Genomic DNA, 17,795 nt, shown 5'->3' on the forward strand with positions numbered 1-17,795 from the left:
CAAAGTTGGTATCAGCTTTGAATTGTTCACTGCTCTAACAGAGCAAGCACACTGGAGCGCCGGGCGAGAGCCCATGCAGCTTAGTTCTTTTGTCTGGCAAGAGCATAGGAACAGTCCGCAATGCCCAGTTGACAGAGCGCCGCGATTTTATCGTGTGCCTTCGAACTTCGGTCTTGGGCCACTTTACTTGCGTGATTTCGCTTTGACCGCAAACTGCTGTGGCCGCTCGCTCTGCAATTTGGGCACCTAGCGGACATTATCTGTTTTGCGAACAATTAGACCCGAACGTACAACGAGTCAGATCAAACACGGCAGCTTGGCCGATTTTCGCGCGTTGGCGAGCACCATTAGCCCGGTTACGTCCACGTCATTTGCGCGAAATGCGGCAATATGGCACGGTATTTTGGACGCAAGCAGAACAATATTTTAATGCGTCAGTATTTTTTGGGAGGAAATACCGATGAACCTCAGACCTGATCCGACTTTTCATGCGACACCGAAACTGGCGATGGAAGCGCCGGCGGAAACGCTTGCCTTTACTTTGATGCTTAGTCCGGACGGGTCACAACCTGATGGCTTGGCCGTGGTGGATGTGGATCCCAAATCAGACAGTTACGGCGAGATTGTTCATCAGCTGATCATGCCCAACAAGGGCGACGAGTTTCATCATTTTGGCTGGAACGCCTGTTCCTCTTCCTTGTCGCCCCTGTCGGGACACGCGTTTCTGGAACGGCGCTATCTGATCATTCCGGGCATCCGGTCGTCGCGGATTTACGTGATCGACGTCAAGGAGCCGCTGAAGGCGAAAATTCACAAGATTATTGAGCCCGAAGAAGTGTTTGCCAAGACCGGCTATTCGCGCCCTCACACCATTCATTGCGGCCCTGAGGGGATATATGTGTCGACCCTGGGTGGCGGTGGCGAGGATGGCACAGATGGGCCTCCGGGTATTTTCATCATGGATTGCGAGACGTTCGAGATTTTGGGCCGCTACGAGATGGACCGGGGCGAGCAGGACAAGCATTACGATTTCTGGTGGAACCTGCCCCGCGACTACATGGTGAGTTCGGAATGGGGTCTGCCGCCGCAGTTTGAAAATGGCATCGTGGCAGAGGATCTGCTGAGCAACAAATACGGCCACAAGATCCATTTTTGGAATCTGCGCGAACGCAAGAATGTGCAGACCATCGATCTGGGCGCAAACCATCAGATGGCGCTGGAAATCCGCCCGGCGCATGATCCGTCCAAGGATTATGGATTCTGCGGTGTGGTGGTGGATACGACCAACCTTCAGGGGGCGATATTTACGTGGTGGCAAAAGGAAGACGGCACGTTTGAGGCCAAGAAAACCATCACCATCGATCCACGCCCGGAAAAGGCCGAGAACCTACCGCCATTGCTGCAAGGGTTTGAGGCGGTGCCGCCGCTGGTGACGGATATCGATCTGTCACTGGACGACAAGTATCTTTACGTGGCCTGCTGGGGTCAGGGGGAGATGCATCAGTATGATGTGTCCGATCCGATGAACCCCAAGCTGGTCGGCAAGGTCGAGGTGGGCGGCATTGCGCGCGCGGCCAAGCACCCCAACGGCAAGGAATTTGTCTATGGGCCGCAGATGGTCGAGATCAGCCGGGATGGGAAACGGGTCTATTGGACAAATTCGCTGTATTCCACGTGGGATGACCAGTTCTATCCGGATGACGAAGGCGGACAGATGGTGATGGCCAATGTGGGTGAAAACGGTGGGCTGGAGCTCGACAAGGATTTCTATGTCGATTTTCCAAAGGGCTATCGCAGCCACCAGATCCGCCTTGAGGGTGGCGATTGTTCCACGGACAGTTTCTGTTACCCATCCGTTTGACGCGTGGGCGACGTAGCTTCGGCAACGGCCCTTTGGTGGGCCGTTGTTGTGTCGGGCATTTATCATGGTGTGAACCCCGGAATGGGGTGGCCGCTAGCCGTGTCGGCTGCGCTTATGGAACGGCGGCGGGGCAGCTTTTTCCGCGCGCTGGCGGCGCTGGCGGGGGGGCATTTGCTGTCGGTGATGTCGGTGCTGCTGCCGTTTACGGTGCTGTTGGTGCTGGTCGAATGGCAGCGGGAGATACAGATCGGAGCGGCCTGTCTGGTGATTGCCCTGGGTCTGTATCTGTTGGTGAACCGACGCCATCCGAGATTTCTGGCGCGCATACCCCCGTCACGGCTGGCGCTGTGGTCGTTTCTGGCGGCGATTGCGCATGGGGCCGGCTTGATGCTGGTGCCGATTTACCTTGGGATTTGCCAGACGATTGCAACGGATGCGGGCCATGCGGCGGCGGATAGCCTGATCGGTGGCAACATTACTATCGCGGTGACGGTGGCGGTGGTGCACACGGCATCGATGACCGTTTCAGGAGGTGCCTTGGGGCTGGCGGTCTATCACTGGATGGGGCTTAAGTTTCTCTCCAAGGGTTGGTTCAATCTGGATCTGGTCTGGGCGCTGAGCCTTGTGTTGGTGGGGGGCGTGGCGCTGTTGACTGTGCACTAAGATCAGTCGAGTCGCAGGCGGAAGATTGCATAGATCAGCAGGAGCACACAGGCCACAGAGGCCAGCAGGAACGGGGCGCGCAGGGCGAGGTCGCGGGCGATGCCGGGTTCCAGCAGGGACACAACCGCCCCCCCCGCCAAGGCGCCCAGCGGCATGGAGCCCCAACCGAAGAAGCGATAGATGCTGTTGACGCGGCCCAGCAGCTCGGACGGGATGCGGCGCTGACGCCATGAAACGGTGATCACATTCCAAAGCATGGCCGCAAAGAGCACCATGAATAGCGCACCGCCCATAACCCAGCCGGAATTAGAGAGCCCGACGACGCCATAGCCCACCGCCCAGCCGCCAACCGAGAGGTAAAGGCAGGGATGCACGCCAAGGCGGCGCACAAGCACGGGTGCAAAAAGGCTGCCTGCGATCGCGCCAAGGGCCTGGATCGAGAGGACAAGCCCGTATTGAGCAGAGGTCAGGCCAAGAACCTCTTGAGCCAAAAGCACTTGCATGGTGATGGTCGCCATGGCGATGAAATTGGCGATCCCAAGCACGATGGCGAGGCGGAGCAAAAGGCGGTCTGAACGCATGAAGGCGATGCCTTCGCGCAGGGCTTTGACAAAGTTCTGATCCTTGGGGGGCACCGGGCGCAGGGTGATCAGCCAGACCATTCCGGCGGCGAGCGATAGCGACACGATATTGAGACCAAAAGGCAGCGCGATGCCAAGTGCGATCAGGATACCGGCCAGCGGCGGGCCAAGGAACTGGCCGGTGAGTTGCTCGGCGCTCCAGAGCTGGCCATTGGCGGCCTCAAGATCGTCCTTGTCGACAATCAGCGGCAGGATGGTTTGCGCGGCGTTGTCGCGCAGCACCTCGGCTGAGCCAAGCAGAAAGGCCAGCCCGGCCAGCAGCCAGACCGCGCCTGGCGGGTGCGGAGAGAGTGCGAGCAACAGGATTGCGGCGGTCATGGCGGCGCGCATGAGATCCGCCCGCGCCATCAGCTTGCGCCGGTCCGCACGGTCGACAACAACCCCGGCCGGCACCGAGAACAGGAGCCAAGGCAGTCGCGTAGCAGCAGCCACGGCAGCAATGGCCACCGGATCGCGGGTCATCAGCGAGGCGAGCCAAGGCAAGGCCAGCACAATCATGCCATCGCCCAGATTGGTTAACGCCCCGGCGGAAAAAAGCAGCCGGTAGTTGCGGTTACGGATCAGCAGAGCGTTTGACATAAGCGCGGTCCTCAACGGTGTGACCCATTGAGAGTGTCAGGTTTTGGGCGACTTGCAAGGGCGATCAGAGATCCTGTAGGCGGCGCGCTTCTTCTCCGGCGAGGCGGATCAGATCAGTCATATAAGGTTTGGCAAGGTCATCATTGCGTGTTGCGGCGCATAGCTGACGGGTCATGCCCTGTTCAGTCAGCGGACGGGTGACATAGTCGGAGCTGTATTTCACCTCGCGCACCACCCAGTCGGGCAGCACCGATACGCCGCGATTGGAAGCGACCAACAGCAGGATCACGGCGGTGAGTTCAGCCTGACGAATTGAGGCAGGTTCGACCTTGGCCGGGGTCAGCAGCTGAGAAAACACATCCAAACGCGAGCGCTCAACCGGATAGGTGATCAGGGTCTCGCCGCGAAAATCCTCGGCGTCGATCCACTTTTTCTGGGCTAGCGGGTGCTGGGCGGAGGCGACAAAAACCGGTGCGTAATCAAAGAGATGCGAGAAGGAAACGCCGGGCAGGTTTTCCGGGTCAGAGGAGACAACGAGGTCGACCTCTTCTTTTTGTAAAGCCGGGAGCGCATCAAACGCAAGACCGGGACGAATATCGACATCAACATCGGGCCAGCTTTTGCGGAACTTTTCCAGCACGGGAAACAGCCATTCGAAGCAAGCGTGGCATTCGATGGCGACATGCAGGCGGCCCGAGCTGCCATCACGTAAGCCGTTGAACTCTTCTTCGAGGGCTTCGACCTCGGGTAGGATCTGATTGGCAAGGCGCAACAGGCGCAGGCCGGCCGCCGAAAGCTTCATCGGCTTGGAACGGCGCACAAAGAGCTCGACGCCAGTCTGTTCTTCTAACCCTTTGATCTGGTGAGACAAAGCAGACTGCGTGATGTTGAGTTGATCCGCAGCACGGGCCAGACCACCACATTCGTGGATCGCGCGGACAGTTCGCAAGTGGCGGAATTCGATGTGCATCTTCATATGAGACTCATGACGTTCTTGAATATTATGAATTTGCGTAATGATGACAGCTATGGGACATGAGGGCAACCGCAAGTTAGGAACCAAAACAATGACCGCGCCTCATATTTCGTTTGAATTCTTCCCACCCCAGAATTTGGAGGCGTCGTTCCGGCTGTGGGACACTGTACAGGCGCTGGCCCCATTGGAGCCGCGATTTGTGTCAGTCACATATGGCGCGGGCGGCACGACAAGGGATCTGACCCGCGATGTGGTGGCAACATTGCACAAGTCCAGCGGGCTGAACGTGGCGGCGCATTTGACATGTGTGAACGCAAGCCGCGCTGAAACGCTGGGTATTGCGCGCGAGTTTGCCAAGGCGAGTGTCTCGGAGATTGTGGCGCTGCGGGGCGATCCGCCCAAGGGCAGCACCGGGTTTGAGGCGCATCCCGAAGGGTTTGCCAACTCCATCGAGCTGATCGAGGCGCTGGCTGAAACAGGCGATTTCACCATCCGTGTCGGCGCCTATCCCGAGAAACACCCGGAAGCGGCGGACATGGCGGCCAATGTCGACTGGTTGAAGCGCAAGATTGATGCCGGTGCGACAGAGGCGATCACACAGTTCTTTTTTGAGGGCGAAACGTTTCTGCGGTTCCGCGATGCCTGTGTGAAAGCCGGGATTGATGCGCCGATCATTCCGGGCATTCTGCCGATCGAGAACTGGAAAGGTGTGCGAAATTTTGCCAAACGCTGTGGCACAGAGGTTCCGGCATGGCTGGAAGATGCGTTTGCCAAGGCGATCCGCGATGGGCGCGAGGATTTGCTGGCCACCGCGATTTGCACCGAGATGTGTTCGGAGCTGTTGGACGAGGGTGTCGACAGCCTGCATTTCTATACAATGAACCGGCCCGAACTGACCCGCGATGTGTGTCACGCGCTGGGTGTTGTGCCACAGGTTCGACTGGAAAACGTGGCGTAATTCCGGCACTTTGACAAACCGGCCTTGCCTGTCGGTTCAGATTGCGGCCTCTTGAACGGGACGTTTTCCGGAGGCTGCGCCATGAGAGATCAAACATCCCTGCCCACGCAAAGTATGACTGCTGGCGGATCTGGGTTGGCCTATTTGCAGGGGATCATTTCCGGCGTATATCCAATTCCGCCAATGGGTCAGACGCTGGGATTTCGCATTGTATCAGCCGAAGACGGACGGGTGGAGTTTCAGGGTGCGCCCAGTTCCAGCGTTATGAACCCGGCAGGCACAGTTCATGGTGGTTGGTATGGTGCGATTTTGGACAGTTGTATGGGCTGTGCCGTGCATTCCAAATTGCGCGAGGGCCAGATTTACACAACCCTGGAATACAAGATCAACCTGATCCGCGCTGTCCCGCTGGGCACCACAGTGCGGGCCGTGGGCACGGTGCATCATGCAGGGCGTTCCACCGGGATCGCGGATGGTGAAGTGCGTGGGATCGAGGATGACCGGCTTTATGCGATTGGGTCGACCACCTGTATTATCATGGACGCGCCGGGCTAGTGGATGAAACTCAGGCCAGCTCCTCCGCCCGTGCGGGCGTCCTCGCGATGTCGATCCCACAAAAATCTGGTGCAAAAAAGTTGCGGCATTCATTTGCAGGCTCTGCTATGGTTGCGACAACGACCTAAAATGGCACCAAGATGAGCAGTAATCCCAATATTGAAGACACTGTGCGCGACAAGATCATTTCGCAGCCGGATGTGATTCTCGAAGACCGCGATTTGATGCGCGCTCTGATCGCCGCCAATGAAAAAACGATGGGCGGCAATATTGTTGATTTGCGCGGCATCGCCATGGAACGGCTGGAGGCACGGCTGGATCGGCTGGAAGATACGCATCGCTCGGTGATTGCGGCGGCTTATGAAAACCTTGCCGGTACCAATCAGGTACACCGCGCCATTCTGCGGATGCTGGACCCTGTTGAGTTCGAATCGTTCCTGCATGATCTGGGGGGCGAGGTGGCTACAATCCTGCGGGTGGACGCGATCCGGCTGGTACTGGAAACGCAGGAAGACGCAACGGATGACAGCGCGATCCAGAGTTTGGGTGACGTGTTGTGTGTGGCAGACCCCGGTTTTGTTGACGATTATCTGACCGGCGGGCGCAATGTGCCACTGCGTCAGGTCACGCTGCGCCAATTGCAGACCGGGAATGAGAGTATTTACGGCGAAGAGGCGGATTGGATCCGCTCAGAGGCCTGTCTGAAGTTGGATTTTGGCAAGGGCCGCCTGCCCGGTCTGCTGGTGATGGGGGCGGAGGACCCGCACCATTTCACACCTCAGCAGGGAACGGATTTGCTGGCTTTCTTTGCCGGCGTGTTTGAACGCGCCATGCGGCGCTGGCTATCGTGATCAGCCCGGCTGCGCGGGATGCTTTGGAACAGTATCTGGCGCATCGCGCGGCCCTGTCGGCGGTGTCCGAAAACACGGTGAAGGCCTATCATGGCGATTTGGTCGACTATCTGAATTTCATGTCTTTGTATAAGGGCGGGCCGCAGGGATTGGCGCCGCTGACCGAGATTTCCGTGTCCGACATGCGCGCCTGGATGGCAGCGACGCGCAACCAAGGCGTGAGCGCACGGTCATTGGCGCGCAAGCTTTCTTCGGTAAAAAGTTTTTATCGCTGGCTGGCCGAGCGACATGGCTTCGAGCCAACAGCCGTCTTATCGGTACGGGCGCCGAAATTTCAGAACAAATTGCCCCGCCCCTTGCCCGAGGGTGCCGCGCGCGATGTTCTGGGCACGGTCGAAATGCAGTCTGACACGCCATGGATCGGCGCGCGGGATACGGCGGTGGTGACGTTGCTTTATGGCTGTGGATTGCGCATTTCCGAAGCGTTGGGACTGCAAGGCAAGGACGCGCCGTTGCCTGCGACGCTTAGAATATTGGGCAAAGGAGGCAAAGAGCGCATTGTCCCGGTGATCCCAGCCGCGCGCGATGCGGTTGAGACCTATCGCGCACAATGCCCCTACCCTTGCGAAACAGATGAGCCGCTTTTTCGGGGCGCGCGCGGGGGCGCGCTGAATGCTCGGCAGGTGCAAAAAGTGATGCAGCGCACCCGTATGCAACTGGGTCTGCCAGCAAGCGCGACGCCACATGCGATGCGCCATAGCTTTGCCACCCATCTATTGAGCGCCGGTGGCGACCTGCGTGCCATTCAGGAGCTATTGGGTCATGCGTCGCTGTCGACGACACAAGCCTATACGGCCGTGGATACGAACCGATTGATGGAAGTATACAACCGCACCCATCCCAAAGCCTGAATGCTCCCACCACCTTATAGACGCAGCAAGCTGCGCCGAAAGGTGGTGGGGGTGGCTCAGCACGCTGAGCCTGTGAGGGGCTTTGCCCCTCTGTCTGCAAGCAGACATTCACCCTAAAGTATTTCGGGCGAGATGAAAAAGGCGGGCCTTACATCTTCTCAATGTTTCTAAATACCCAAATTCTGACAGCCCAGCAGGTGCTATGGGTCAGGCTCTATCTCTTACACTGCCTTGTGGGATCACTTCATAGCCCGGTTCTTCGGGTTCATCGTCGCTCATTTCTGGTGGGAAGCCGGGGGCTGTGATGTCGAGGCCTGTCGCTTCTTCCAGTCGTTTGATGATATTGGGGCTGAGTTCGCGTTCGCCAAAACGAGCGATGGCGTCGTCGAAGATTTTTATCATCAGCGGGTTCATTTCAAGCGGTACACCGGCGCGGTCGGCCACTTCTTGGAAGAGGCCGATATCCTTTTTCACCAGATCCATGGTGAAGGAAATATCGCGCGAACCATTGAGAATGACCTGACTTTCAGTTTCATGCACGAAGGAGGTGCCTGAGCTGATCTTGATCGCCTCGTACGCTGTGTTGAGGTCCATGCCCGCGGCCTTGGCAGTGACCAGTGCCTCGGAGCATGTGATCAGATTGGCGGTCGCGAGGTAATTGGTGATCACTTTGAGCACCGAGGCAGAGCCGATGTCACCAGTATGCAGGATACGTCGGCCCATGGTGGTCAGCAGCGGCAGGATGCGATCAAACGTGGCGCGGTCGCAGCCTGCAAAGATCGAGATATTGCCCGTATCTGCGCGGTGGCATCCACCCGAGACCGGGCAGTCAACCGCTGCGCCACCTCGCGCGATAACCATGGCACCCAGCCGTTTGACCTCGGCTTCGTCGGTGGTGGACATTTCCATCCAGATTTTGCCGGGGGTGATCTCGGGCAGCATCTCATGCAGCACTGCGTCCGAGGCGGCGGGGGATGGCAGGCAAGTGATCACAGCATCGCAATCGCGCATCAGCTGGGCGGGGTTCTCGGCGGCGTCCGCACCCTCGGCCACTTTGCCAGCAATCAGCGTTTCATTGAGGTCGTAAACCATCAGGTCCACGCCATTGCGCAGCAGGCTACCGCTGAGTTTGCCACCGACATTTCCGAGGCCAATAAATCCGATTTTCATGTAAAAACTCCCCTGTTTCTGTTTCAGGGGAGCGGAGCGGTGTGGGCTTGTCATGTCTGTCTGCGACATGTGGCCGGGCAAAGAACCGTGGTGACGTTAGGTCGCGAAAAGCCGTCCGGGCGCAGAGGCTGCAAGGGGCGCTCCGGAGAGGCGGGCCATGTGCCACGCAAGGCATTGGTTGGAGCTGAGCGCGGGTTTGTTGAGGGCGGCCTCGATCTTTGGGATAACGTCAAGGGTGCGCAGGTTGGTGCAGGAGAGGAAGACCCCTTCGATTGCGTCGTCTTGGCCCACCTGAAGGGCTGCGTTTGTGATTGAGGCACAATCGATGCGGGCGACGCGTTCTTCTCCGGCTTCGCCGAAAGAGACCATGGCGGGCACGGAAACACCCACAGCTTCAAAGGCTTGCACCACAGGGGTGGAAACCTTTTCAATGTAAGGCGTGACCATGCCGATACGCGTGAGGCCGAGTGCCCTGCACGCCGCGAGAGCGGCGGTGAGCGGGTCGGAGACGGCTGTATCACCGGCACCTGAGCGGACCAATTCAGCCACACGTGGCGCGCCGATCAGGGTGGTGGCCGAGGTGCAGCCATAGCCGACGGCGCCAAAGGGGGCGGCGGGGGGAAAGAGGCTGGCGGCGGCGGGGATGGCTGCCTCCATCGCGGTCAGGCTGTCGGGTGTGACCTCGGCCCCGGATGGTACGCGGCTGGTATAGAGGGCGACATCCGATGTCGGAAACAGGCAGCGCATGTCCTGTTCCAGAGTTTCGTCAAATTGCAGCACAATCAGGCCGAGCGTGGCGGTTGTACCGATGGGACCAGTGAGGGTGAAGGGGGCGATGTCCATTTGATTACCTCAGGATTGGCAGATCGGCGGGCGCGCGGGTCGAGAGCAACTCGGGGCCGTTGTCGCGCAGGACGATGTTTTCCTCGTGTACGAGGATTTTGCTGGGCGCGATTTCAACGCCGGGCTCCAGCGTCAGCACCATACCAGCGCGCAGCGTGGTCTGGTCATTTGGCGTAAAGGACGGCCATTCGGTGAGGGTGATACCGAGCCCATGGCCAAGGCGACCACCGCCGGGTTTGGCACCAAGGCGGGTCAGTTCACGATCAAAAAGTGCGTGCACATCACAGGCGCGCATACCCGGGCGCAGTTCAGAGAGAGCGGTATCAGTAGCGGCAAAGAGTGCCGCGTGGGCGCGTTTGACTGCATCAGATGGCGCGCCGATGGCATAGTTTCGGTCAAAGTCGCAGAAATACCCATCAAGCACCGCGCCGGTATCAAGCATCAGAACGTCGCCGTTTTGCAAGGGTTTCGGTCCGGCGGGAGAGATCACATCCCCATAGCCTCCCTGCCCTGCGCCGCCAGCCGTGTAGCTGACCCAATCCGCACCCGAGTGCAGGAGTGCTATCTGGAAATCCCGGAACACATGGTCAAGCCGCGCGCCGGGACCCGCAAATTCGGGCACCTTGGCAAAGGCCGCATCGGCCACGGCGCATGCGGCACGAATTTTTGCAATTTCGGCTTCGGATTTGATTTCGCGGGTGCGCTGGACCGTGTCAGTGGCGTCGACAAAGCTGCGCGGAGCAAGGGTTTGGGTGGCGCGCAAATAGTCACCAAGCGGCATACGCAAATGGGTTTCGAGACCCATGGGGATGCCGATGGTGCCGGTTGCCGGGACACTGCCAGAGAGCGTGTCACAGAGCAGGCTGACGCCATCGTCGCCCGGAAATGGCGCGTCCCATGTGCGAATGTCGGTAAGCCAGCTTTGCCCCATCAGGTCTGCGCCGATGGCGGGGATCACGGCGATGGGGGTGCCGCTGGCCGGGACCACCACAAACCACGGGCGTGCGGGGCTTTCCCAAAAGCGGGTCAGGAAGCCGGTGACATAAAATATGTCGGCTGCCGAGGTGAGCAAAAGCGCGTCCTGTCCGGCGGCGGACATGGCCGATTGCAGGCGCGCCACGCGCGTTTCAAATTCGCTGTGGGGAAAGCCGCGCGCGGGGTCAGCCATCTTCGGGGCCTTCGCTGAGGAAGGTGAGCACATTGGCGTCCGGGCCGATCCCGTCAAGGTCGGTGAGCAACGCAGCGATGGCGGCAACGCCGGAAGGGGTGCTGTCAAATCCGGCAGCGGCGAGGGTTTGGGTCGCTGTTGCCGCGTCCTCTTCGGTGATCGTCACAAATCGGTCGGCATCGCGGGCGAGGCCGTTGAGCGCCACCAGTGAAGCGGTTTTGCAATCCAGCCGTCCCATGTCCGAGACCGGGCCGGTGGTATCGACCAGTTTTCCGGCACGGATGCTTTCGATCAACGCCGGGGCCGCGACGGGTTCGACTACGATAATCTCGGGCGTGTCCCCCCATTGAGCCCGGGCAAAGGCGGCGACGGCGGCGGCAAGCCCCCCGACCCCGGCTTGCAGCAGGATATGGGTGGGGGGCGACGGAATTTGTGCGGCGGCTTCGGCGGCCATTTGCAGATACCCCTCCATCACGCGCATTCCGGGGGCGGTGGTGCCGTCCCATGTGCTGTCAGACAGCAAGGACCAACCGTTGGCGGCGGCATCATTGGCGGCGGCGACCATGCTGGCCTCGTAATCGTCGCCAGCGCGCACGACCTCGGCGTTTTGGGCGCGCAGGCGGTCGGCAAAGGGTTCGGGCACAGTGTTGGCGAGATAGATCACCGCGCGTGCGCCAAAGATGCGCGCGCCTGCTGCAACAGACATGCCGTGATTGCCTGCGGACGCGGTTGCATAGGTGCGGCCCGTCAGCGCCGTGGACCAGTCCGAAGGCTGAGTTGCGGCGGCGTCATGGGCGATACAATAGGCCGCGCCAAGGGCTTTGAAACTGCCAAGGCCCATGCGGGTGCGTTCATCCTTGATCCAGAGGCTGGCGACACCTGCCCGAGCAGCGATTGCGGGCGCTGGCGTTAGCGGTGTTTCCCCATGTGCCGGGCATAGGGCGAGCAATTTGGCGACGGCGGTGGCGTCATGGCTTGGAAACAGGCCGCCCTGCGGCAGTCCAGTGCCGCGAAACGGATTGGTAAGGACATTGCGCGGGCTGTGGTCGTCTGGCATGGGGCGCTTTCTGTTGACTTGGACAAGTTGCGTGACCAAGGCTAGCGCAACGTGATGGGCGTTTTGCCCCAAGATTGGGAATTTCTGGGTCGTTTGCCCCCAATCTTTTCCAGAGGAGACCGAAATGGTCGCAGAATTAGATGACATTGACCGGCGGCTTTTGACAGCGGTGCAAAAGAACACTCGGCTGACGGCGGATGAACTGGGCGAGATCGCAGGTGTGTCACGCTCTGCCGTGCAGCGACGACTTAAACGGTTTCGCGAGGAGGGCGTCATAGAGGCGGACATTGCCGTTGTTTCGCCCAAGGCGGTAGGGCGGCCTATGACCTTTGTTGTAGAGGTTGAGATGGAGCGGGAACGGACGGACCTGCTGGACGAATTCCGCCGTTCGATGTTGGCACTGGATGATGTGCAACAGTGTTATTACGTAACTGGACAGGCGGATTTTATCCTCGTCGTGACAGCGCCGGATATGGGGGCATATGAAGAATTCAGCCGCAGGGTGTTTAACGACAACCCCAATATCCGCCGGTTTCACAGCAATGTTGTGATTGACCGGGTCAAGGTGGGGTTGCAGGTGCCGGTTTGACCACATTTCAGGCGACGAATTTGCCTGTCAGCATGAAGTGAGTTGCGAAGGAGATCAACGTGGACGACATTGACTTCATTCCCGAAGGGTATCGGTCGATTACACCGTACTTCACTGTTGTTGATGCCGATGAGTTGATCTCTTTTCTGATCGCTGCATTCGATGCATCCGTGGTGAAAGAAAACAGGTACGACGATGGCCGCATCCAACACGCACGTCTGCGCATTGGCAACTCTATCATCATGCTGAACCAAAGCACGGCAGACTATCCGGCCAACACGTCTCAGATGCACCTGTATGTGGACGATACTGATGCAGCCTATCATAAGGCGGTGAAATTGGGGGCCGAACCGCTAATGAAACCGAATGACCGGCCGCACGGGGACCGAATGGCGGGACTCAAAGACCCGTGTGGTAATATCTGGTGGATCGCATCACCCGGTGTATGAGCGTTTATGAGGAGGTCAGTCAGCGGGAGTTCATAGATACACCCAGTAGCCGGTGGTTCGTCGCAATATGGTGATTGATCGGGTGAAGGTGGAGTTGCGGGCACAGGTTTTCTGACAAAGCAAAGGCATAAATCGCTATTTTTGGAGTGTGCGCGTTGTTCATGATACATCACCCTAATGCAAGAGCCTTGCGGTATTTAGGTTAAGGGAGATCAAATTGGACAAATTTCGTTTGACGCACGCAGCGGCGCAAAAATACGACAATCACAGCGTACCAGCAATGTTTGGCCCCCTGGCGCGCGCCACTTTGGACAGGACATCTTTGCCAGCGGGTGCCCATATAATAGATATTGCATGTGGTACCGGCGCCCTAACACGCGAGGTGGCCGCTCGGTTACAAGGAAGTGGCCGCATTGTGGGTGCGGACTTGAACGAGACGATGACTGAGTTAGCGGCTCAACGTCATCCAACTGATGCCCACGACGCTACTTATGTCGCTTCTGACGTGTGCGATCTCCCGTTTGAGGCGGGTGCTTTCGACCTAGCCTTTTGCCAACAAGGCTTACAGTTTTTTCCCGACAAGGCGGCGGCGCTAACTGAAATCCGGCGTATTCTCAAAACAGAGGGAGAGCTGAAGCTTACCTGCTGGAGTGCGATTTCTCCGTTCAATGGAGCATTGTCTGAAGCTTTGAACGATCAAGTTGGAGAAGCGGCATCAAATAAGGCAAAAGCACCGTTTTCTTTTCGAGACGAGAAGGTCATCCGTGACCTTTTGGAGGGCGCTGGTTTTACAATAGAAGCCCGCCAAAACATCGTTCTCGAGCGGCGGTTTGACAACTTGTTCGAACAGATAATGGCGTTGCCAATCGAGAAAGATTTGAGAGAAGCCGGAGATGATGTGGCAAATGCAGTTGTCAAAGACGTGGCCGCAAAGCTCAAAAAATATGCGGTAAACGACACCTTTGTCGTACCGCAAGAAGCCTATTTGTTTGAAGCGCGTGCCTAGTTTGCCCTGATGGCACTGGATAACTGGGTCAAATACGATCCGGAAACTGGCTGCATATTGCTTACTGTGGACACGCACCGGACATTGACATACCAATACCACCAGCAGAAAAAGCCGCTCATTTCTGAGCGGCCTTTCTAAATTTGTCTCAATTTTTTAGTTACTTAGCCGATGATCGCGTTGAGCGTCGTGGATGGGCGCATGATCTTGGCTTTGAGTTCAGCCGATGGGCGATAGTAGCCGCCGATCTCTGCCGCAGGCCCTTGGGCGGCGGCCAGCTCGGACGTGATCGCGGCTTCGCCGTCTGCCAAAGCCTTTGCAACTGGTGCGAACTCGGCGGCGAGGCCCGCGTCGTCGCTTTGCGCGGCCAGAGCTTCGGCCCAGTAACGAGCGAACCAGTAGTGGCTGTCACGGTTGTCTGGCTCGCCAACTTTGCGCGAAGGAGAACGGTTGTCGTCCAGAATGCCTTGGGTGGCTGCTTCGGCGGCGACGCCAAGAACGCCGGCTTTGGCGTTACCCTGAGTGTCTGCAAGGAAGTTCAGCGATTCACCAAGGGCGCAGAATTCACCCATGGAGTCCCAGCGCAGGTGGTTTTGTTCGACCAGCTGCTGCACGTGTTTGGGGGCCGAGCCGCCTGCCCCTGTTTCAAACAGTCCGCCGCCTTGCATCAGCTTGACGATGGAGAGCATCTTGGCCGAGGTGCCCAGTTCGAGGATCGGGAACAGATCGGTCAGGTAGTCGCGCAGCACGTTGCCGGTGATGGCGATGCTGTCGGCACCCGAGGTGATGGTTTTGAGCGACTGCGCGGTGGCTTCGCGTGGGGCCATGATCTGGAACAGGTCGGCTTTGCCAGCGGCCTCGAGCGCGGGCTGAACGTATTTGATCAGTTCGGCGTCGTGGGCACGGTTGGCGTCGAGCCAGAAGATCGCCTCGGAGCCGGTCAGACGCTGACGATCAAGCGCCAGTTCGATCCAGTTCTCGATCGGAGCCTGTTTCACAGTACACGCGCGCCAAATGTCACCAGACTCAACAGTGTGCGAATGCAGCGTTTCGCCATTGGCGAGAACGATGCGGATGGTGCCGTCTGCGGGGGCTTCAAACGTGGTCGGGTGCGAGCCGTATTCCTCGGCCTTTTGCGCCATCAGACCAACATTGGCGACGGAACCGGCGGTGGTGACATCCAGTGCGCCGTTGGCTTTGAAGAAGTTGATGCTCTCGTCATAGATGGTCGAATAGCAGCGGTCAGGGATGATACAGTTGGTGTCACCCTTGGCGCCGGTTTCGTCCCAGCCTTTGCCGCCTGCGCGGATCACGGCAGGCATGGAGGCGTCGATGATCACGTCAGATGGCACGTGCAGGTTGGTGATCCCCTTGTCGCTGTCGACCATATACATTGCGGGGCGATCCAGAGCGGCGATTTCCGCCTTGATCGCGTCAGCGTTATCGAGCGTGTCGATGGCAGCCAGAACGTCACCAAGACCAGAGTTGGGCGAGCCACCGGCGGCGGCGATGGCATCGCCATGCGCGTCCCAGACGGGGCCAAGCCATGCCACAACCGCGTGGCCAAAGATGATCGGGTCAGAGACCTTCATCATGGTCGCCTTCATGTGGAAGGAGAACATGGTACCGTCATTCTTGGTGTCTTCAATCGCTTCGGCGAGGAAGGACGAAAGCACTTTGGCGGACATGAATGTAGCGTCAGCCACAGTGCCAGCGGCCAGCGGCCAGCTGTCTTTGAGCGTGGTGACGGCGCCGTCTTTTGCGACAAATTCGATTTTCGCATCACCCGCCTGAGCGTCGGTGATGGTGGCCGACACCTCGTTTGCGTAGAAATCGCTGCCGGACATGGAAGACACTTTGGTCTTGCTGTCGCTGGCCCATGCGCCCATCGAATGTGGGTTGTTCTGGGCGTAGTTTTTCACTGCGCGAGCCGCGCGGCGGTCAGAGTTACCTTCGCGCAGGACCGGGTTCACGGCGGAGCCTTTGATCGCGTCATAACGCGCGCGGACTGCTTTTTCCGCGTCGGTCTGGGGATCTTCGGGGTAGTTGGGCAAGTCATAGCCGTTTGCCTGAAGTTCGGCGATTGCGGCAGTCAGCTGTGGGACCGACGCCGAGATGTTTGGCAACTTGATCACGTTAGCCGAGGGCGTTTTGACCAGCTCGCCCAGCATGGCCAGGTCGTCGTTCTGGCGCTGTTCGGCCGTCAGGTTTTCGGGGAAAGTCGCAATAATGCGGCCAGCGAGCGAAATATCAGGCGTGCCAACGGTGATTCCAGCCGTTGAAACGAACTTGCGGATGATCGGCAGGAACGAGGCCGAGGCCAGTTCAGGCGCTTCGTCTACAATGGTATACAATATGTCTGCGGTCTTGTTATCTGCCATCTTTTTCACCCTATTTTAAAAGCGTCAGGAGTGTCTGTGACGGTAAGTCAGGGGCGGCATTGCCCGGGTTTCGCCACACAAAGTCTGCCAAACCCGGCTGGTCTCGGGTGTGGCGTTCAGGCTTCCTATAGAGGGGTCCGGCAAAAATATCAATTGCGCCCAGCGCTGAGAGCATGTGCAATTTGACGCGGTGTGCCGCGACGCAGAAAAATACGGCCAATCTACTTGCAATTCAGAAAGCATTCTAACTTTTGGTACGGATGAACGAACGGGCTAGGTTTTTGCAAGGTGTCGGGCTGCGATTACTTGCTGCGTTTTTGATGACAGCGATGTCCGCAGCAGTGCGCGTCGCTGCAGAAACTGTGCCTGTCGGACAGATTATGTTCTGGCGCTCTTGGGTGGCGGTGATTCCCATCTGCATGTTTCTGGTATGCACGCGTGATTTTCCAAACGGATTGAGAACCCGCCGCCCCGCATTGCATGTTACCCGCAGCGTGTTTGGTGCATTCACAATGGCAATGTCCTTTGTTTCGTTGGCCTACCTGCCAATCGCGAATGCCATGGCGCTGGCCTATCTCGCTCCGGTTCTGGTGCTGCCTTTGGCGGCGTTCCTGCTAAAGGAGCCGTTGGTTTGGGGTTTCTGGGCGTCATGTTCATGCTGTGGGAGGCGCTAGAGCAGCCGGGCCAAGGTGCCCTGATCGGCGTTGCAGCAGGGGTGGCCTATGCGTGTGCGATGGCCTTTGTCCGGGTGCATACCAAGGCGATGACGAAAACAGAGACGTCTTGCGCCATCGCTTTTTATTTTGCAATCGTGGCAACGGCGGTCGGGCTGGCGTCTTGGCCTTTTGGATGGGTGCCTGTGGGTGGAACGGTATTGGTTGCGTTGATTGGCGCGGGGCTGATCGGTGGGATTGCGCATATTGTATCAAACGAAGCTGTGGCCCGCGCGCCCGTAAGCGCGCTCGCACCGTTTGATTTCACCGGAATGGTGTGGGCGCTGGGGTTTGATCTGATGTTGTTTTCGATCTTGCCGGGGTATCTGGGTTTATTGGGCGTCTTCTCGATCACGGCCGCGGCGATGATCGTGACCTTTGCGAAACGTCCTCCCTTGCGCGCTGGAACCCAGAGTTAGGCCCA

The 17,795-nt window shown here is 58.5% G+C and carries 18 protein-coding genes; 11 read left to right on the forward strand and 7 right to left on the reverse strand.

The window, feature by feature from the left end:
• Positions 1-460 precede the first annotated feature (460 nt).
• Positions 461-1,861, forward strand: a complete 1,401-nt coding sequence (locus CLV88_RS09135) for a selenium-binding protein SBP56-related protein (protein ID WP_106608085.1) — start codon at positions 461-463, stop codon at positions 1,859-1,861.
• A gap of 81 nt (positions 1,862-1,942) precedes the next feature.
• Positions 1,943-2,524 (forward strand): hypothetical protein, encoded by a 582-nt coding sequence (locus tag CLV88_RS09140; protein WP_423827730.1) that lies wholly within the window; start codon positions 1,943-1,945, stop codon positions 2,522-2,524.
• 2 nt (positions 2,525-2,526) lie between these two features.
• Here CLV88_RS09140 and CLV88_RS09145 read toward each other — a convergent pair whose 3' ends face one another.
• Positions 2,527-3,744, reverse strand: a complete 1,218-nt coding sequence (locus tag CLV88_RS09145) for an MFS transporter (protein ID WP_106608087.1) — start codon at positions 3,742-3,744, stop codon at positions 2,527-2,529.
• A 64-nt stretch (positions 3,745-3,808) separates the two neighbouring features.
• Positions 3,809-4,714 (reverse strand): LysR family transcriptional regulator, encoded by a 906-nt coding sequence (locus CLV88_RS09150; RefSeq protein WP_106608243.1) that lies wholly within the window; start codon positions 4,712-4,714, stop codon positions 3,809-3,811.
• A 97-nt stretch (positions 4,715-4,811) separates the two neighbouring features.
• On the opposite strand from CLV88_RS09150, the gene metF reads away from it, so the two are divergent.
• From metF to CLV88_RS09170, 4 genes are all read left to right on the forward strand, one after another.
• On the forward strand, positions 4,812-5,678 hold the full coding sequence (gene metF, locus CLV88_RS09155) for a methylenetetrahydrofolate reductase [NAD(P)H] (protein ID WP_106608244.1): 867 nt from the start codon (positions 4,812-4,814) through the stop codon (positions 5,676-5,678).
• Between the two features lie 81 nt (positions 5,679-5,759).
• Positions 5,760-6,233, forward strand: coding sequence for a PaaI family thioesterase (locus tag CLV88_RS09160; protein WP_106608088.1), 474 nt, complete (start codon positions 5,760-5,762; stop codon positions 6,231-6,233).
• 140 nt (positions 6,234-6,373) lie between these two features.
• Positions 6,374-7,084 carry a DUF484 family protein gene (locus tag CLV88_RS09165; protein WP_106608089.1) on the forward strand — a complete coding sequence of 237 codons (711 nt, stop codon included), beginning with the start codon at positions 6,374-6,376 and terminating at the stop codon, positions 7,082-7,084.
• Positions 7,081-7,995: a tyrosine recombinase XerC gene (locus tag CLV88_RS09170; protein ID WP_106608090.1), complete on the forward strand. Its 915-nt coding sequence runs from the start codon at positions 7,081-7,083 to the stop codon at positions 7,993-7,995. Before CLV88_RS09165 ends, CLV88_RS09170 begins: the two co-directional genes overlap by 4 nt.
• 207 nt (positions 7,996-8,202) lie before the next feature.
• Here CLV88_RS09170 and CLV88_RS09175 read toward each other — a convergent pair whose 3' ends face one another.
• From CLV88_RS09175 to CLV88_RS09190, 4 genes are all read right to left on the reverse strand, one after another.
• Positions 8,203-9,165 (reverse strand): NAD(P)-dependent oxidoreductase, encoded by a 963-nt coding sequence (locus CLV88_RS09175; protein ID WP_106608091.1) that lies wholly within the window; start codon positions 9,163-9,165, stop codon positions 8,203-8,205.
• Positions 9,166-9,261: 96 nt separating this feature from the next.
• A complete protein-coding gene (locus CLV88_RS09180; RefSeq protein ID WP_106608092.1) occupies positions 9,262-10,008 on the reverse strand; it encodes a maleate cis-trans isomerase family protein in 747 nt (248 codons plus the stop codon).
• A gap of 4 nt (positions 10,009-10,012) precedes the next feature.
• Complete coding sequence (locus CLV88_RS09185; RefSeq protein ID WP_106608093.1) at positions 10,013-11,176, reverse strand: M24 family metallopeptidase; 1,164 nt, start codon at positions 11,174-11,176, stop codon at positions 10,013-10,015.
• Positions 11,169-12,233: a pyridoxal-phosphate dependent enzyme gene (locus CLV88_RS09190; RefSeq protein WP_106608245.1), complete on the reverse strand. Its 1,065-nt coding sequence runs from the start codon at positions 12,231-12,233 to the stop codon at positions 11,169-11,171. The genes CLV88_RS09185 and CLV88_RS09190 overlap by 8 nt, the downstream gene beginning before the upstream one ends.
• 124 nt (positions 12,234-12,357) lie before the next feature.
• Between CLV88_RS09190 and CLV88_RS09195 the strand changes: the two genes are divergently transcribed.
• The 3 genes from CLV88_RS09195 (at position 12,358) to CLV88_RS09205 (ending at position 14,277) form a co-directional block, all read left to right on the forward strand.
• Complete coding sequence (locus CLV88_RS09195) at positions 12,358-12,822, forward strand: Lrp/AsnC family transcriptional regulator (RefSeq protein WP_106608094.1); 465 nt, start codon at positions 12,358-12,360, stop codon at positions 12,820-12,822.
• A gap of 59 nt (positions 12,823-12,881) precedes the next feature.
• A complete protein-coding gene (locus CLV88_RS09200; protein ID WP_106608095.1) occupies positions 12,882-13,271 on the forward strand; it encodes a VOC family protein in 390 nt (129 codons plus the stop codon).
• Between the two features lie 217 nt (positions 13,272-13,488).
• Positions 13,489-14,277 carry a class I SAM-dependent methyltransferase gene (locus tag CLV88_RS09205; RefSeq protein ID WP_106608096.1) on the forward strand — a complete coding sequence of 263 codons (789 nt, stop codon included), beginning with the start codon at positions 13,489-13,491 and terminating at the stop codon, positions 14,275-14,277.
• A gap of 164 nt (positions 14,278-14,441) precedes the next feature.
• On the opposite strand, the gene CLV88_RS09210 is transcribed toward CLV88_RS09205, so the two are convergent.
• Positions 14,442-16,658, reverse strand: coding sequence for an NADP-dependent isocitrate dehydrogenase (locus CLV88_RS09210; protein WP_106608097.1), 2,217 nt, complete (start codon positions 16,656-16,658; stop codon positions 14,442-14,444).
• A 320-nt stretch (positions 16,659-16,978) separates the two neighbouring features.
• Here CLV88_RS09210 and CLV88_RS23330 point away from each other — a divergent pair, with 320 nt between their 5' ends.
• A complete protein-coding gene (locus CLV88_RS23330; RefSeq protein ID WP_243403617.1) occupies positions 16,979-17,332 on the forward strand; it encodes an EamA family transporter in 354 nt (117 codons plus the stop codon).
• A complete protein-coding gene (locus tag CLV88_RS23335; RefSeq protein ID WP_243403618.1) occupies positions 17,290-17,790 on the forward strand; it encodes a DMT family transporter in 501 nt (166 codons plus the stop codon). The genes CLV88_RS23330 and CLV88_RS23335 overlap by 43 nt, the downstream gene beginning before the upstream one ends.
• Positions 17,791-17,795: the final 5 nt, after the last annotated feature.

This window comes from Shimia abyssi (genome assembly GCF_003014475.1).
Lineage (GTDB): Bacteria > Pseudomonadota > Alphaproteobacteria > Rhodobacterales > Rhodobacteraceae > Shimia > Shimia abyssi.

What these genes read in the sequence shown, in the direction of transcription:
- CLV88_RS09165 (WP_106608089.1), top strand. Translation starts at nt 6,374, where the DNA reads ATGAGCAGTAATCCCAATATTGAAGACACTGTGCGCGACAAGATCATT.
- CLV88_RS09160 (WP_106608088.1), top strand. Translation starts at nt 5,760, where the DNA reads ATGAGAGATCAAACATCCCTGCCCACGCAAAGTATGACTGCTGGCGGA.
- CLV88_RS09210 (WP_106608097.1), bottom strand. Translation starts at nt 16,658, where the DNA reads ATGGCAGATAACAAGACCGCAGACATATTGTATACCATTGTAGACGAA.
- metF (WP_106608244.1), top strand. Translation starts at nt 4,812, where the DNA reads ATGACCGCGCCTCATATTTCGTTTGAATTCTTCCCACCCCAGAATTTG.
- CLV88_RS09185 (WP_106608093.1), bottom strand. Translation starts at nt 11,176, where the DNA reads ATGGCTGACCCCGCGCGCGGCTTTCCCCACAGCGAATTTGAAACGCGC.
- CLV88_RS09190 (WP_106608245.1), bottom strand. Translation starts at nt 12,233, where the DNA reads ATGCCAGACGACCACAGCCCGCGCAATGTCCTTACCAATCCGTTTCGC.
- CLV88_RS23330 (WP_243403617.1), top strand. Translation starts at nt 16,979, where the DNA reads ATGACAGCGATGTCCGCAGCAGTGCGCGTCGCTGCAGAAACTGTGCCT.
- CLV88_RS09145 (WP_106608087.1), bottom strand. Translation starts at nt 3,744, where the DNA reads ATGTCAAACGCTCTGCTGATCCGTAACCGCAACTACCGGCTGCTTTTT.
- CLV88_RS09140 (WP_423827730.1), top strand. Translation starts at nt 1,943, where the DNA reads ATGGGGTGGCCGCTAGCCGTGTCGGCTGCGCTTATGGAACGGCGGCGG.
- CLV88_RS09175 (WP_106608091.1), bottom strand. Translation starts at nt 9,165, where the DNA reads ATGAAAATCGGATTTATTGGCCTCGGAAATGTCGGTGGCAAACTCAGC.
- CLV88_RS09195 (WP_106608094.1), top strand. Translation starts at nt 12,358, where the DNA reads ATGGTCGCAGAATTAGATGACATTGACCGGCGGCTTTTGACAGCGGTG.
- CLV88_RS09180 (WP_106608092.1), bottom strand. Translation starts at nt 10,008, where the DNA reads ATGGACATCGCCCCCTTCACCCTCACTGGTCCCATCGGTACAACCGCC.
- CLV88_RS09150 (WP_106608243.1), bottom strand. Translation starts at nt 4,714, where the DNA reads ATGCACATCGAATTCCGCCACTTGCGAACTGTCCGCGCGATCCACGAA.
- CLV88_RS09135 (WP_106608085.1), top strand. Translation starts at nt 461, where the DNA reads ATGAACCTCAGACCTGATCCGACTTTTCATGCGACACCGAAACTGGCG.